Source organism: Acidovorax sp. Leaf191 (genome assembly GCF_001424425.1).
In the GTDB taxonomy this organism is placed as follows: domain Bacteria; phylum Pseudomonadota; class Gammaproteobacteria; order Burkholderiales; family Burkholderiaceae_C; genus Acidovorax.
In genome coordinates this window covers 34240-49264 of the sequence record NZ_LMPT01000010.1, presented here as the reverse complement: position 1 = coordinate 49264, position 15025 = coordinate 34240, and the positions used below count along the sequence as shown (strand labels likewise).

12 protein-coding genes are annotated in these 15025 nt (G+C 68.5%); 8 read left to right on the top strand and 4 right to left on the bottom strand.

All coding sequences use genetic code 11. From position 1 onward, the window contains the following. From ASG27_RS27855 to ASG27_RS08425, 3 genes are all read left to right on the top strand, one after another. The coding region (locus ASG27_RS27855; protein WP_156388135.1) for an EAL domain-containing protein at positions 1–145 on the top strand (145 nt) is incomplete at its 5' end. Positions 146–286: 141 nt separating this feature from the next. Continuing rightward, positions 287–5128: a PAS domain S-box protein gene (locus ASG27_RS08430; RefSeq protein ID WP_056416224.1), complete on the top strand. Its 4842-nt coding sequence runs from the start codon at positions 287–289 to the stop codon at positions 5126–5128. Positions 5129–5161: 33 nt separating this feature from the next. Beyond that, positions 5162–6292: a response regulator gene (locus ASG27_RS08425; RefSeq protein ID WP_056414901.1), complete on the top strand. Its 1131-nt coding sequence runs from the start codon at positions 5162–5164 to the stop codon at positions 6290–6292. Positions 6293–6427: 135 nt separating this feature from the next. On the opposite strand, the gene ASG27_RS08420 is transcribed toward ASG27_RS08425, so the two are convergent. Continuing rightward, positions 6428–7405, bottom strand: a complete 978-nt coding sequence (locus tag ASG27_RS08420; protein ID WP_056414907.1) for an inositol monophosphatase family protein — start codon at positions 7403–7405, stop codon at positions 6428–6430. Between the two features lie 183 nt (positions 7406–7588). Here ASG27_RS08420 and ASG27_RS08415 point away from each other — a divergent pair, with 183 nt between their 5' ends. Further along, a complete protein-coding gene (locus tag ASG27_RS08415; RefSeq protein WP_056414908.1) occupies positions 7589–8371 on the top strand; it encodes an RNA methyltransferase in 783 nt (260 codons plus the stop codon). A gap of 35 nt (positions 8372–8406) precedes the next feature. Further along, on the top strand, positions 8407–9189 hold the full coding sequence (gene cysE / locus ASG27_RS08410) for a serine O-acetyltransferase (protein WP_056414910.1): 783 nt from the start codon (positions 8407–8409) through the stop codon (positions 9187–9189). Between the two features lie 227 nt (positions 9190–9416). Here the strand turns inward: cysE and mog are convergent, their stop codons facing one another. Beyond that, positions 9417–10043, bottom strand: a complete 627-nt coding sequence (mog, locus tag ASG27_RS08405) for a molybdopterin adenylyltransferase (protein WP_056414913.1) — start codon at positions 10041–10043, stop codon at positions 9417–9419. Next, positions 10036–10722, bottom strand: a complete 687-nt coding sequence (yjgA, locus tag ASG27_RS08400; RefSeq protein ID WP_056414915.1) for a ribosome biogenesis factor YjgA — start codon at positions 10720–10722, stop codon at positions 10036–10038. Before yjgA ends, mog begins: the two co-directional genes overlap by 8 nt. A 64-nt stretch (positions 10723–10786) precedes the next feature. On the opposite strand from yjgA, the gene pmbA reads away from it, so the two are divergent. Together pmbA and ASG27_RS08390 are read left to right on the top strand one after the other, a co-directional pair. After that, entirely contained in the window at positions 10787–12220 is a 1434-nt protein-coding gene (pmbA, locus tag ASG27_RS08395; protein WP_056414918.1) for a metalloprotease PmbA, read from the top strand. Positions 12221–12239: 19 nt separating this feature from the next. Further along, the gene (locus ASG27_RS08390; RefSeq protein ID WP_056414921.1) at positions 12240–12725 is read left to right on the top strand and encodes a hypothetical protein; all 486 of its coding nucleotides are present in this window, start codon (positions 12240–12242) and stop codon (positions 12723–12725) included. A 166-nt stretch (positions 12726–12891) separates the two neighbouring features. On the opposite strand, the gene ASG27_RS08385 is transcribed toward ASG27_RS08390, so the two are convergent. After that, positions 12892–14241, bottom strand: a complete 1350-nt coding sequence (locus ASG27_RS08385; protein WP_056414924.1) for an aminotransferase-like domain-containing protein — start codon at positions 14239–14241, stop codon at positions 12892–12894. 154 nt (positions 14242–14395) lie between these two features. Here ASG27_RS08385 and ASG27_RS08380 point away from each other — a divergent pair, with 154 nt between their 5' ends. Next, entirely contained in the window at positions 14396–15025 is a 630-nt protein-coding gene (locus ASG27_RS08380; RefSeq protein ID WP_056414928.1) for a DJ-1/PfpI family protein, read from the top strand.

Below are 15025 nucleotides of genomic sequence, written 5' to 3'. Positions count from 1 at the left end.
CCTGGAGGTGGTGGCCGAGGGGGTGGAGACGACGGGGCAGCTGGGCTTCCTGCGGCTGCACGGGTGCGAGGGGTTCCAGGGGTATTTGTTCGGGCGGCCCGGGCCGGTGGAGGACATCGATGCCTTTTTGTTTGCCACACGCTGAGACTGCGCAGCGCACACCAGGGCGATGGCGGGCTTGTGCGCCCGGCGCCGAATCGCACGGCGGCTGGGGATCGCCCCGCCGTGGTGCGCATCCACCAGCGGCCAGGGGCCCGGTGTGAAGCGCGCGGGCGGAGGTGTCGGCATGTTCCTGGACAAGGTGCTCGATAGCAATGCCCCCGGCAAGCGGGGCCTGGCCCTGGTGGCCGTGCTGGCCATGTTCGGCGCGTGGCTGGTGGTGCAGGGCGTGGTGCACTGGCGCGCGGGCGAGCGCGACGACGACCGCTCCCGCCAGCTGCAGCAGACCTCCGACCTGCTGATCAGCCAGACCACCGGCGGCAGCATGCTCGGGGCCGTGTCGCTGCTGGGCCTGAGCGAGCCGCTGCTCAAGGACATGGCCACCGGCAAGCTCCCGCCTGACCACCCGGAAGCGCTGGCCAGGCTGGGCGTTGCGCGCGGAAGGTTCCTGGTGCATGGCGTGTACGTGATGTCGGTCGACGGGACGGTGGTGGCCCACGAGACGGCCGGCGCCCGCTCCACCGGCATCAACCTGGGTTTCAGGCCGTATTTCCAGCAGGCGGTGGAGGGTGCGGTCAGCGTCTACGCCGCCATCGGCAGCAACTCGCAGGAGCGCGGCCTGTATTACGCCGCCCCCCTGTACGACCGCGATACGCCGGCCAGCTCCATCATCGGGGTGGTGATGTTCAAGGTGGGCTTCGAGGCGGTGGATGAGTTGCTCAGGCGCTCCGAGCTGCCTTCGGTGCTGCTGTCTCCACAAGGCGTGGCGTTTGCGTCCACCCGGCCCGAGTGGCAGTTTGCGGTGGCGCCGCCGCTCACGCAGGCGCGCATCGATGCGATCCGGGCCACGCGCCAGTTCGGCCATCTTTTCGAGAACGGCGTGGCGTCCGCGCTGCCGTTCTCCACCGACGCGAAGGAGGTGCAGCTCAACGGCGTGACCTATGCGCTCAGCCGCAGCAGCATCGACTGGAAGGACCCGGGCGGCCCCTGGCAGCTGGTGGTGCTGGACGACATCAGCGCGCTGATGTCGCCTACGCAGCGCATCCAGGTCGGGGGCGCCACGTTCGTTCTGCTGTTCCTGCTGGGCCTGCTGCTGCTCGATCTTCTGCGCAGCCGCGCGCGGGTGGCGGCGGCGCTCGAACGCTTTCGGCTGCTGGGCGCGGCGCTGCAGAGCAGCCCGGTGTCGGTGGTGATCACCGACGGGGACGGGCGCATCGACTGGGTCAACACTCAGTACGAGCGCAACACGGGCTATTCGCTGGCCGAGGTTCGGGGCAAGAAACCGTCCATTGTGGCCAGCGGCCAGACGCCCGCGCAGACCTACCAGGCGATGTGGTCGACGCTGCTGTCAGGCCGCTCGTGGCAGGGGCATTTCGTGAACCGCCGCCGGGACGGCAGCACCTACCACGACGAGGCCACGCTGTCGCCGGTGCTCGACGAGAACGGCAAGCGCATCGGCATCGTGGGCCTGCATGAAGACGTCTCCGAGCGCATCCAGTCGCACAAGGAACTGGAGCGGCGCGAACGCCTGCTCAACGAGCTGCTGGAGCAGCAGACCGCCATCTTCGACAACGCCCCGCCCATCCTGCTGGTGTGCGACGGGCACTTCCGGCAGTTCAACCCGTCCTTCGTGGAGCTGATGGGCGGCGAGGCGTCGGAGCTGCTGGGCATGGGCATGTCGCGGCTGTTCGGCACGCCCGCGGGTGCCGAGCAGTTCTTCGCGCGCGTGGGGCCGGGCCTGGCCGCGGGCGAGGCGCTGCGCGAGACGGCCACCTTGAGCCGCCTGGACGGCAGCAGCTTCGAGGCACGCCTGGCGGGACGCAGCCTGCAGATGGAAGGCTTCAAGGCCGCGTCGATCTGGGTGATCGAGGACGTGAGCGAGCAGCGGCGCGCCGAGCTGGCCGTGCAGCAGGCCCGCGACCGCCTGGAGATGGCGCAGGAGGCCGGCAAGATCGGCGTGTTCGACATCGACCTGATGACCGACCAGGTGCTGTGGAGCGAAAAGCTGGTGTCCATGCTGGGCCTGCCGCCGGGCGACCAGTTGCGCAGCCGGCACGACTGGACGGAGCGCCTGCACCCCGAGGACCGCGACCGCGCCCTGGCGTACTTTGCGCAGTGCCTGGCCAGCGGCAACACGGACCTGCGCGACTCGTGGCGCATCGTGCGGCCCGACGGCGAGGTGCGCTGGTTCCTGTCGGCCGCGCGCATCTTCCGCGATACGGCCGGCCAGGCCGTGCGGGTGGTGGGCGTCAACGTGGACATCCACGACCAGAAGCTGCTGGAGGCCCAGGTGGCCGAGCAGCTCGACTTCCAGCAGGCGCTCATCGACGCGATCCCGGTGCCGCTGTTCTACAAGGGGGCGGACGGCCGCTACATCGGCTTCAACCGCGCCTACGAGCAGTCGTTCGGCGTGCAGCGCGAGACCCTGATCGGCAAGACGGTGATGGACCTGACCTTCCTGCCCCAGAGCGAGCGCGCGCAGTTCGACGATGACGCACAGGAGGCGCTGCACGGCGTGCAGTCGGTGCACAAGGAGGTGGACATGCCGTATGCCGACGGCAAGATCCACCACACGCTGTTCTGGCTGCATGGCTTCTCGCGCCCGGACGGCTCGCCGGGCGGCGCCATCGGCACCTTCGTCGACATCACCGACCGCCAGCGCGCCGAGGAGGACCTGCGCCGCGCCAAGGAGCTGGCCGAGGAGTCCACCGCGCTCAAGTCGAACTTCCTGGCCAACATGAGCCACGAGATCCGCACGCCCATGAACGCGATCATCGGCATGTCGCACCTGGCGCTCAAGTCGGGCCTGTCACCCCGCCAGCACGACTACGTGAGCAAGATCCAGCAGGCCGGCCAGCACCTCTTGGGCGTGATCAACGACATCCTCGACTTTTCCAAGATCGAGGCGGGCAAGCTCACGGTCGAAAAGCAGCCCTTCGTGCTCGACCGCATGCTCGAGAGCGTCTCGGACGTGGTGGGCTACAAGGCGGGCGCCAAGGGGCTGGAGCTGGTGTGCGACGTGGCCTGCGACGTGCCGCCCAACCTGGTGGGCGATTCGCTGCGGCTGGGGCAGATCCTCATCAACTTCGCCAACAACGCCATCAAGTTCACCGACGCCGGCGAGATCAGCATTGCCGTGCGGCTGCTGGAGGCGGCGGGCCACCGCGTCATGCTGCGCTTTGAAGTGCGCGACACCGGCATCGGGCTCACGCCCGAGCAGATGGGCCGGCTGTTCCAGAGCTTTCAGCAGGCCGACACCTCCACCACCCGCCGCTACGGCGGCACGGGCCTGGGCCTGGCGATCTGCAAGAGCCTGGCCGAGCTGATGGGCGGCGAGGTCGGGGCCGAGAGCACGTTCGGCAAAGGCTCCACGTTCTGGGTGTCGCTGCCGCTGGAGCGGGGGGCGCCGGCCCGCGTGCTGCTGCCGCCGCCCGACCTGCGCGGGCGCCGCGTGCTGGTGGTGGACGACAACCAGACCGCGGCCACCGTGTTGTCCGACATGCTGCTGGCCATGGGGTTCGAGGTGGACCAGGCCCATTCCGGGCTGGAGGCGCTGGAGCGCCTGCGCGAGTCGATGGCGCAGCGCCGCCCGTTCGGCCTGCTGCTGCTCGACTGGCACATGCCGGGCATGGACGGCGTGGAGCTGGCGGGCCACATCCGCGGCCTGGGCATGGCCGAGGTGCCCAAGATGCTGATGATCACCGCCTACGGCCGCGAGGACGTGATGCGCGCAGCGCGCTCCCAGGGCATCGAGACGGTGCTCATCAAGCCGGTCAACGCATCGCTGCTGTTCGACACGCTGATGCAGCCCCAGGAGCATTCCACCTTCAGTGCGCGCCGCCTGGTCACCCCGGCGCCCGCCGCCGAAGAGCTGCCGCTGGCGATCCGCGGCGCCTGGGTGCTGCTGGTGGAGGACAACGAACTCAACCAGATGGTGGCGGTCGAGCTGCTGCAGGAGGCGGGCTTTGCGGTGGATGTGGCGGAGAACGGCCAGGCCGCCATCCAGTGCATCGAACGCAAGGCCTACGACGTGGTGCTGATGGACATGCAGATGCCCATCATGGACGGCGAGACCGCCACGCGCCAGCTGCGCAGCAACCCGCGCTTTGCCCGCCTGCCCATCGTGGCCATGACCGCCAACGCCATGGAGGCCGACCGCCAGCGCTGCTTTGCCGCGGGCATGAACGACCATGTGGCCAAGCCCATCGAACCGGCCGCGCTGTGGGCGGCGCTGACCCGCTGGATACGGCCGCGCCCCGGCCTGGGCCAGGCGCCGTCACCGGAGGCGGTGGCCGACGGCCTGCAGGACCCGGCGGCCGCCTTGCCCGCCGACGCCGCACCCGTACCGCCGCCCGCGGTGCCCGGGCTGGACACGGCCCTGGGCCTGCAGCGCGCCCTGGGCAAGCCTGGGCTCTACGCCGAGATGCTGCGCCGCTTCGCGCAGGGGCAGGCCACGGTGCTGGAGGACGTGCAGCAGGCCCTGGCCGTGGGCGACGTGGTGCTGGCCGAGCGGCTGGCCCACACCCTGCGCTCGGTGGCGGCCAACATCGGTGCGCAGGGGGTGGCCGACCAGGCCCAGCTGCTGGAGCAGGCGCTGCGCAGCGGCCAGCGGGGCGACGGCGTGACCGGCTTGCTGGTGCCACTGGCCACGGCCCTGCAGCCGCTGCTGCAGGCGCTGCAGGCCTGGGCGCAGCAGGCGGTGGCGCCACGCCCTGCGGCCAGCACGCCGGCAGCGGTTGGGGGCGTTCCTGCGCTGTCTGCGGGAGATGCCCTACAGCGATTTCGCACGCTGCTGGAGCAGGATGACCCTGCAGCGACCGAGTTTTTGCAACACAATGTCTCTGTGCTGAAGTCCGTGTTGGGACCGGCCTTCGCGCACGTGGAGGTTCACACCCTCAACTTCGACTTCGAGCAGGCCTTGGGGGCGATGGCGACGGTGCCGCGCCCCGAACACCCCGCTGCCCTTTGACACCGGGCAGAGCACTACGCAGGACCCGACTCCATGGACCACGCGCCTTTTGCCCCCCAGCAATCCGCACTCGTCGACAAGCCGATCGCGACGGTGCTGGTGGTGGACGACACGCCCGACAACCTCACCCTGATGGGCAGCCTGCTGCGCGAGCACTATCTGGTGAAGGTGGCCAACCATGGCGAGAAGGCGCTGAAGATCGCGCAGTCGAGCACGCCGCCCGATCTGATCCTGCTGGACATCATGATGCCGGAGATCGACGGCTACGAGGTCTGCCGCCGCCTGAAGGCCGCGCCCGCCACGCGCGACATCCCGGTGATCTTCCTGACCGCGCGCTCGGACCCCAACGACGAGCGCATGGGACTGGCGCTGGGGGCGGTGGACTACATCACCAAGCCCATCAGCCCGCCCATCCTGCTGGCGCGGGTGAACACGCACCTGGCCTTGAAGGCCACGGCCGACTTCCTGCGCGACAAGAGCTCGTACCTGGAGCGCGAGGTGGCCATGCGCACGCTGGAGGTGCAGGCCATCCAGGACGTGACCATCATGGCCATGACCTCGCTGGCCGAGACGCGCGACAACGAGACCGGCAACCACATCCGCCGCACGCAGCTGTATGTGAAGACGCTGGCGGAGCGGCTGCGCAACCACCCGCGCTTCGAGCATGCGCTGACCGACCGCATGATCGAGCTGCTGTACAAGTCGGCGCCGCTGCACGACATCGGCAAGATCGGCATCCCGGACGCCATCCTGCTCAAGCCGGGCAAGCTCACGGTCGAAGAGTTCGAGATCATGAAGACCCACACCACGCTGGGCCGCAACGCCATCCAGGAGGCCGAGCGCCGCCTGGGCATGCGCGTGGCGTTTCTCAGCGTGTCCAAGGAAATCGCTTACAGCCACCAGGAGAAGTGGGACGGCTCGGGCTACCCCGAGGGCCTCAAGGGCGAAGAGATTCCGGTGTCGGCCCGCCTCATGGCCGTGGCGGACGTGTACGACGCACTGATCAGCAAGCGTGTCTACAAGCCCGCGTTCTCCCACGACCAGGCCTGCAACACCATCGTGCGGGGCAAGGGCACGCATTTCGACCCGGACATGGTGGATGCGTTCTTGGACATCGCGGAGGACTTCCGCAACATCGCCCAGAAGTATCCGGACCCGGGCTGAAGGCTGACGTTAGGCGTTAGGCGTTAGACCTTCGACGGCTGACCGCTGCGGGCTGCGGAGCGCCACCGGGGCGGTGGGCCCCGGGCGCTGGCGCCCGACCAGCGTCCTCAGGCCTCCCGGCTCACAACACCGGCATCAGAACGGCGCGTCGTCGCCCTTGGCGCTGCGGTCCTTGCCTGCGGTGCTGTCCTCGTGGCCTTCATCCGCATCGTCCGCTGCGGCGGGCTCTTGCGCATCGACCGGATCGGCACCGCTGCCGCCGTCCGCCAACGCGGCCTGGCGCACTGCGGCCTTGTCGCCAGCGCCGGCGAACTTGCTGTACTTGCCCAGGATGGGCACCAGCTGGCCGTAGATGCGGGGGTTGCCGGCCAGGCACTCGCGCTGCTCCAGAAAGTCCGCTTCACCCGTGAAGTTGCCCACCAAGCCACCCGCCTCGGTCACCAGCAGCGAGCCCGCGGCCACGTCCCAGATCGACAGGCCGGTCTCGAAGAAGCCATCGGTAAAGCCCGCGGCCACATAGGCCAGGTCCAGCGCGGCGGCACCGGGGCGGCGCAGGCCGGCGGTGCGCTGCATCACGTCGGCCATCATGTTCAGGTAGCTCTTGAAGTTGTCGCCCGGGCGGAAGGGGAAGCCGGTGGAGATCAGGCAGTCCTTGAGCTGGGTGCGCTTGCTCACGCGAATGCGGCGCTCGTTCAGGTAGGCGCCGCGGCCCTTGGTGGCGGTGAACAGGTCGTTGCGGCTCGGGTCGTACACGACGGCCTGCTCGACCTTGCCCTTCACGGCGAGCGCGATGCTGACGCAGTAGACGGGAAAGCCGTGGATGAAGTTGGTGGTGCCGTCCAGCGGGTCGATGATCCATACGAATTCCGAATCCTTGGCGCCGTATTCCGTGCCCGATTCTTCGGCCAGGATGCCGTGGCCGGGGTAGGCCGTGAGCAGCGTCTCGATGATGATCTTCTCGGACGCATGGTCCACTTCGGTCACGAAGTCGTTGATCTGCTTTTGCGAGATCCGCACCGATTCCACGTCCAGGGCCGCGCGGTTGATGATGGCGCCGGCGGCGCGTGCAGCCTTGATGGCCACGTTGAGCATGGGGTGCAGATTGGACGACATAAATTGTGGTGGTGAGCAGGGCGCCCGGCACAAAAAGGGCGTGGCGGCCTGCGAATCATGAGCGGGTCGGTCCGTCCCGGCGATGCGGGCGGCGACAATGAGGGCGGGATTTTACCCGGACAGCCTTTTTTTGCCTAACGCACGGCTTTTCTGCGCCGTTGCGCTCCTACCCGTTCCTGCGCCATGAAGACCCGTTTTGTCCTGATCAACACCAGCCACGCCGGCAATGTGGGCGCCGCCGCCCGCGCCATGAAGACCATGGGCTTCGACGATCTGGTGCTGGTGGCGCCACGCTGGGCCAACGTGCTGCGGCGCGAGGAAACCATCCAGCGCGCCAGCGGCGCCCTGGACGTGCTGAACAACGCGCGCATCGTCGCCACGCTGGACGAGGCGCTCGACGGCATCAGCCACCTGTGCGCCACCGCCATGACCCCGCGCGACTTCGGCCCGCCCACGGCGGCGCCCCGGGATCACTTCGAGATGCTCCTGAAAAGTGAGCTGGCGACGCAGTCTGGACAAGCGCCAGATGCCGATCTGGTGTCCACCGCCGGCGGACAGGCTGGCGTGGCCTTTCTCTTTGGCTCCGAGCGCTTCGGCATGGCCAACGAGGACGTCTACCGCTGCCATGTGGCGCTCTCCATCCCGACCAACCCCGGCTTCGGCTCGCTCAACCTGGGCGCGGCCATCCAGGTGATCGCCTACGAATGGCGCCTGGCGCTGGGCGGCTTTGCGGTGCAGGACGCCACCACCGAGCGCAGCCTGGCCGACGCCGCCCAGGTGGCCGGCATGCTGGGCCACTGGGAGCAGGCGCTCACGGCCATCGGCTTCCTGGACCCGGCCGCACCCAAGAAGCTCATGCCCCGCCTTAACCAGCTTTTCAATCGCGCGCAGCTCAGCCCCGAAGAAATCCACATCCTGCGAGGTGTCGCCAAAGCCATGATCGAGGCCGGCGGGCCAAAACGATAGACTGTGTGGCCATAAACTCATAACCAGAAGAACCGATGCTCGCCCGACTGCGCTCCGATATCCAGTGCATCCTCGACCGCGATCCTGCCGCGCGCAGCACGTGGGAGGTGATCACCTGTTATCCGGGCTTGCACGCGATCTGGCTGCACCGGCCCGCGCACTGGTGCTGGAACAACGGCCTCAAGTGGCCGGGGCGTTTCATCTCGCACTTCGCGCGCTGGTCCACGGGTATCGAGATCCACCCCGGCGCCAAGATCGGCGAGCGGGTGTTCTTCGACCATGCCATGGGCGTGGTGGTGGGCGAGACCGCCGAGATCGGCGACGGCTGCACCATCTACCAGGGCGTGACGCTGGGCGGCACCTCGCTGTACAAGGGCGCCAAGCGCCACCCCACGCTCGGTCGCGACGTGGTGGTGAGCGCGGGCGCCAAGGTGCTGGGCGGCTTCGAGGTGGGCGACGGCGCCAAGATCGGCAGCAACGCCGTGGTGATCAAGCCCGTGCCGCCGGGCGCCACGGCCGTGGGCATTCCGGCCCGCATCATCCCGTCCAAGGCGGGCGAGAGCGCCGACGTCACCGAACCCCAGCAGGCCCGCAAGTTCACGGCCTACGGCATCACGCAGGAAGACGACCCGCTCTCGCAGGCCATGCGCGGCCTGATCGACAACGCCTCGTCGCAGGAGCACCAGATCGCGCTGCTGTGGCAGGCCATCGAGAAGCTGTCGGCTTCATCGCAGCAGGCCAAGGACTGCGTACCGTGCGATGCGGCGATCAAGGAGCAGTTCGAGGCCGGCAAGTTCAACGAGCTGGTGGGCAAGTAGGCGCGGCCAAACCATCGCGACGCATTGGCACGGTTTGCTATTGAAAATATAGCTGCCAGCGCTTTCTTATCAAGCGGTGGCAGCTATTTTTCTTCGAATGATCTGGCCTGCAACAACCCACTGAGCCGTTCACGCTGAGCTTGTCGAAGCGCAGCGCAGGGCTTCGACAAGCTCAGCCCGAACGGTGGGCTTAGTTCAAAAATGCCGACACATCAATGTGCCGAAACTCAGGCCTGGCGCGGCGCCCGCACCGCGCTCTTGGGTCGGAACGCCTTGCACACCGCATCGTGCGTTTCCAGGTACGGCCCGCCGATCAGGTCGATGCAGTAGGGCACGGCCGCGAAGATGCCGGGCACGATCTGTCCGCCCTCGGCGTCCTTCAGGCCTTCCAGCGTCTCGGCGATCGCCTTGGGCTGGCCGGGCAGGTTGATGATCAGGCTCTGGCCGCGGATCACCGCCACCTGGCGCGAGAGGATGGCCGTGGGGACGAACTTCAGGCTGATCTGGCGCATCTGCTCGCCAAAGCCCGGCATCTCCTTGTGCGCCACGGCCAGCGTGGCCTCGGGCGTCACGTCGCGCAGTGCGGGGCCAGTGCCGCCGGTGGTGAGCACCAGGTGGCAGCCCGCCGTGTCCACCAGCTCGATCAGCGTGGCGCTGATGCGATCCTGCTCGTCGGGGATCAGGCGCGGCTCGAAGGTGATGGGGTTGTGCAGCGCGCGGGTCAGCCAGTCCTGCAGGGCCGGCAGGCCCTTGTCTTCATACACACCGGTGCTGGCGCGGTCGCTGACCGAGACGATGCCGATGCGCACGGCATCGTGCGGCACGCCGCCCGTGCCTGTGGGGGTGTCAGTCATTGCCGTCCTCGTCGCCGTCTTCGTCCAGGTCGCCGTGGTCATCGGCGTCGCTGGCACCGCCGCCCAGGTGCTCGCGCACCAGCTGGAACAGCTCGCGGTACGCGCGGCCCTTGCGCGGCGCCAGGCCTTGGGAGACCTGGACATTGGCCTCCTTGCCTGCGGGCTGGGCATCCTTGCGCGCCTGACGGATCAGGGCGCGCAGCTGCTGCGTGTCGGTGCCGGGGTGCTCGTCCATCCACTGGGGCAGGGCGTCGTCGTCGGCGATCAGGCGGTCGCGCCACTGCTCGGCCAGGTGCAGGGCCAGCTTGTCGGAGGCCGAGCCGGTGCGCTGCACTTCCAGCGCCTGGCGGGCGGCATCCACCAGCTGGGGCTCGAGCTTGCGCATGAGCTTGCCCACAAACTGCATCTGGCGGCGCTTGCCCTCGAAGTTGGTGATGCGCTTGGCTTCGTTGATGGCATCCACCAGCTTGTCGGGCAGCCCCACGTTGTTGAACAGGTCGGCGCGCAGGCCCAGCAGTTCCTTGCCCAGATCCTGAAGTTCATCGCTCTCGCGCTTCATATCCGTGCGGCTGGCATCCGGCGTGCCTTTGAGTTCGGCCTTGAGTTGAATGTCCAGTTCGCTGCCTTCGGCAACGAACTGGCCTCTCACAAAGTAGCCTTTTTTGGGTTTGCGTGACATGGGGTGGGGGCAAATGGGAGGTGGCGCAGCGCGCGCCACAGCGGCAAGTATCATAGCCGTCGCTATGAACAAACCCTCCCAAAGCGCCGCGCGCGCGCCTGGCGCTGCTGCCGCAGCCACCGCACCCCGCACTCCCGACTCGGGCTTCAGCTACAGCCGCCCCTTCTTTGAAGAGCTGGTGGACCGCGCCCTGGCGCACGCCAAGAAGCTGGGCGCCACCGATGCTGGCGCCGAAGCGTCCGAAGGCTGCGGCCTGTCGGTCAGCGTGCGCAAGGGCGAACTTGAAAATGTCGAGCGCAACCGCGACAAGTCGCTGGGCGTGACCGTCTACCTCGGCAACCGCCGCGGCAACGCCAGCACCTCCGACTTCTCCACGAAGGCCATCGAGCAGACCGTGCAGGCGGCGTACGACATCGCCCGCTTCACGGCCGAAGACCCGGTGGCGGGCCTACCCGATGCCGATGACATCGCGCCCACCGACACCCACCGCGACCTGGACCTGTTCCACCCCTGGGCCGTCGACAGCGAGCAGGCGGCCCAGATGGCCATGGAATGCGAGGCCGCGGCGCTCAAGACCCACCGGCGCATCACCAACAGCGAAGGTGCGGGCGTGTCGGCGCAGCAAAGCCATTTCTTCAGCGCCCACACGCGCGGCTTTCGGGGCGGCTATGCCAGCTCGCGCCACAGCTTCTCGGTGGCACCCATCGCATCGCTGCCCGGCCGCAATGCCGAGATGCAGCGCGACGCCTGGTACAGCTCCATGCGCGACGCGGCCAAGCTGGCCTCGCCCGAGGCCGTGGGCCGCTACGCCGCGCAGCGCGCGCTGAGCCGCCTGGGCAGCCGCAAGATCCCCACCACGCAGTGCCCGGTGCTGTTCGAATCCACGCTGGCCGCGGGCCTGCTGGGCGGCTTCGTGCAGGCCGTGAGCGGCGGCTCGCTGTACCGCAAGAGCAGCTTTCTGCTCGACTCGCTGGGCAAGATGGTGTTCCCCAAGCACATCGACATCGCCGAAGACCCGTTCGTGCTGCGCGGCAAGGGCAGCTCGCCGTTCGACGAAGAGGGCGTGCGCGTGGCGCCGCGCAAGGTGGTGCAGGGCGGGCGCGTGCAGGGCTACTTCCTGTCGAGCTACTCGGCGCGCAAGCTGGGCATGAAGACCACGGGCAACGCCGGTGGCTCGCACAACCTGACGCTGACGTCGCGCCTGACGCAACCGGGCGACGACCTCGATGCCATGCTGCAGAAGCTGGGCACCGGCCTGTTCGTGGTCGAGCTCATGGGCCAGGGCGTGAACTACGTGACGGGCGACTATTCGCGCGGCGCGAGCGGTTTCTGGGTGGAAAACGGCCGCATCGCCTTCCCCGTGCACGAGATCACCATCGCGGGCAACCTCAAGGACATGCTCAAGGGCATCGAAGCCGTGGGGGCGGATGTGTACAACTACGGCGCCAAGTCCGTGGGCTCGGTGCTGGTGAACCGGATGAAGGTGGCGGGCAGCTGACACTACCGAAGGCATTGGCATGTCTCAGCACGAATCGTTCCTCAGCACCTTTCACGCGGCGGTAGTGGCCTTTCTGACTCTGGATGAGCCGGCCATCGAGTCGCTGCAAACACGGTTCGCGCAGCACGCGGGGACTTGGACTCGGGCATGGGCATGCGGGTATTACCGGGCTGCCCACCTGTATCCCGCGCTGAGTCAGTCGGACCAAGATTTCTACGCCCTTGAGGCCAAAGAACTGGTGGGGCTGATTGCACCGGGCTTGGATATTGGGTCTGTGCCGAGCACTGACGTCCAGCGCATCATGGCTGGGTTCGATGCCACACTCGCCTATGACGCGGTGGACGGACCGCTTACCCCGGTGCAAATCAACGATATGGCCCATGGACTCGCCATGTTGCTGGTGGCAAACCCGGGGTTTAGGGAACCCCGGCGGCGCGAGCGCGTTTTGCAATCGCTTTGCAATGACGTGACTGAGGATGTGCTGGGAGATTGGCCGACGAAATAGATCACTGATCGACGCCGCCGCTTCGCGCACTGACAGCCAAGTGCGGGCGCTGATCTGCATAGGATTGCGCCCTCGCACCAGAGACTCCCGCAAACGCTGGAGTTTTTTGCGTGGTGGGAGGAGGGGCGATGGGCGGCGATGGCGATGTGCGCCGACCGCCCACGTGTCAGCGATCCGTGAGGTCCTGCACTACGCTGCGCACCGTTTGCAACGCACTGCGCAGTTGCTCGTGCGCTACCGAGCCGAGTGCCAGCCGTATCGCGTGGGGCACCTGGCGCGAGGTGGCGAACGGCTCGGCGGTGGAAACGGAAACGCCGCTCTTCAGCAGCGCCACCGCCACGCGGTCGGCGCGCACGCCCTCGGGCAGGGGCAGCCAGCTGAAGTACGACGCAGGGTGGCCCACCAGCGGCAGCCCGGCCAGCACCTTGCGCGCGATGGTTTGCCGCACCGTGGCGTCGCGGCGCTTTTCTGCCTCCAGCCGGCGCACGGTGCCGTCCTGCAGCCAGCCGCAGGCCAGGGCGGTGACCACGCCGGCCGTGTTCCACGTGGTGGTGCGGATGGCGCGCTGCAGCAGCGGTGCCCACTGCGGCGGTGCGGCCGTGAACCCGAAGCGCAGCCCGGTGGCCACGCTCTTGGACAGGCCGGACACGTACACCGTGGATTCGGGGGCGACGGTGGCCAGGGGCGCGGGCGCATCCTTGGCCAGAAAGGCGTACGCCGCATCCTCGATGGCCACCAGGCCATGCTGGCGCACGATGGCCGCCAGGTCCTGCCGCCACTGCGCGCTGCAGACCCAGCCCAGCGGGTTGTGCAGGGTGGGCATGGTGTAGATGGCCTTCACACGCCGGCGGGCGCACAGGCGCCGCAGCGCGTCCAGGTCGGGGCCCTCGGTGCCGTTTGCCGCGGCGGGCAGCGGCGCCAGCGTGAGGTGCAGCATGCCGGCCAGCGCCTTGAACCCAGGGTAGGTGAGCGCGTCCACCGCCACCACGTCGCCCGGCTGCAGCAGCGCCATGCAGGCCACGGCCAGGCCGTGCTGGGCGCCGTCCACGATCAGCACCTGGGCGGGGTCCACCACCAGGCCGCGTGCGCTGGCCAGGTGCTGGGCCACGCACGCGCGCTCGTGCTGGCGGCCGCCGTGCGGGGCGTAGCGCAGCAGCGCCTCCAGGTCGCCGCCCGCCGCCAGCCGGCGCAGGCCGCTGGCCAGCAGACGGGCCTGTCCGGGCAGTGATGGGTAGTTGAAGTTCAGGTCCATCACCCCGGCGGCGACGGCCTGCTGGTCCACGGCCTGGCCCGCGGAGACGGGGGCCTCGCGCACAAAGGTGCCGCGGCCCACTTCGCCGCTGGCCAGGCCCAGGGCCTGCAGCTCGGCATAGACCCGCGTGGCCGTGGTCAGCGCGATGCCGTGCTGGCGTGCCAGCTGGCGGTGCGTGGGCAGGCGGGTGCCGGGCGGCAGATGACCTGCGCGAATCTGTGCAGCGAGGTCGTCCACGACGGGTTGGAACAGGGGCAGGGTCATGTTGCGCGGGGGTGTGGTGCAGGGCGAATGAGATGGGCCCGAACGATGGCTGCGGGATGTACTCAGGACAATTTTTTGATTGTATGGGGCAGCTTGCCTACGATGAACTCTGTTCTTCAACCCCACCCCACACGCCCGCTGCGGCGCACCTGCCATGCACATTGCCATCCTGACCTTCGACGGTTTCAACGAACTCGACTCGCTCATCGCGCTGGGCATCCTGCACCGCATCAAGCGCCCGGGCTGGCGCGTGAGCCTGTGCTGCCCCACGCCGGAGGTCACGTCGATGAACGGCGTGACGGTGCGCGCGCAGTCCCAGCTGGCGGAGGCCCGCACGGCCGATGCCGTCATCGTGGGCAGCGGCGTGCGCACGCGCGAGGTGGTGGAAGACGCAGCGCTGATGGCCCAGCTGTCGCTGGACCCTGCGCGCCAGCTGATCGCGGCGCAGTGCTCGGGCACGCTGGTGCTGGCCCGGCTGGGGCTGCTGGGGGCGGTACCCGCGTGCACCGACCTCACCACCAGGCCCTGGGTGCAAGCCGCGGGCGTGAACGTGCTGAACCAGCCGTTCTACGCGGAGGGCAACGTGGCGACTGCGGGCGGCTGCCTGGCATCGCCCTACCTGGCCGCCTGGATCATCGCCCGCTCGGAGGGCCTGGAGGCCGCCACGGCCGCGCTGCACTACGTGGCCCCGGTGGGCGAGAAGGAGGCCTATGTGGCCAACGCGCTGAGGTACCTGGGGCCTTACCTGCCCGAGCACCAGGGTGCGCAAGCGGTGGTGGCCTGA

Bases quoted from the DNA above. Each gene is read 5' to 3' on its own strand.
- ASG27_RS08430 (WP_056416224.1), top strand. From the start codon at position 287: ATGTTCCTGGACAAGGTGCTCGATAGCAATGCCCCCGGCAAGCGGGGC.
- ASG27_RS08420 (WP_056414907.1), bottom strand. From the start codon at position 7,405: ATGTCGTCCAATCTGCACCCCATGCTCAACGTGGCCATCAAGGCTGCA.
- ASG27_RS08385 (WP_056414924.1), bottom strand. From the start codon at position 14,241: ATGACCCTGCCCCTGTTCCAACCCGTCGTGGACGACCTCGCTGCACAG.
- pmbA (WP_056414918.1), top strand. From the start codon at position 10,787: ATGAACAAACCCTCCCAAAGCGCCGCGCGCGCGCCTGGCGCTGCTGCC.
- mog (WP_056414913.1), bottom strand. From the start codon at position 10,043: ATGACTGACACCCCCACAGGCACGGGCGGCGTGCCGCACGATGCCGTG.
- yjgA (WP_056414915.1), bottom strand. From the start codon at position 10,722: ATGTCACGCAAACCCAAAAAAGGCTACTTTGTGAGAGGCCAGTTCGTT.
- ASG27_RS08380 (WP_056414928.1), top strand. From the start codon at position 14,396: ATGCACATTGCCATCCTGACCTTCGACGGTTTCAACGAACTCGACTCG.
- cysE (WP_056414910.1), top strand. From the start codon at position 8,407: ATGCTCGCCCGACTGCGCTCCGATATCCAGTGCATCCTCGACCGCGAT.
- ASG27_RS08390 (WP_056414921.1), top strand. From the start codon at position 12,240: ATGTCTCAGCACGAATCGTTCCTCAGCACCTTTCACGCGGCGGTAGTG.
- ASG27_RS08425 (WP_056414901.1), top strand. From the start codon at position 5,162: ATGGACCACGCGCCTTTTGCCCCCCAGCAATCCGCACTCGTCGACAAG.
- ASG27_RS08415 (WP_056414908.1), top strand. From the start codon at position 7,589: ATGAAGACCCGTTTTGTCCTGATCAACACCAGCCACGCCGGCAATGTG.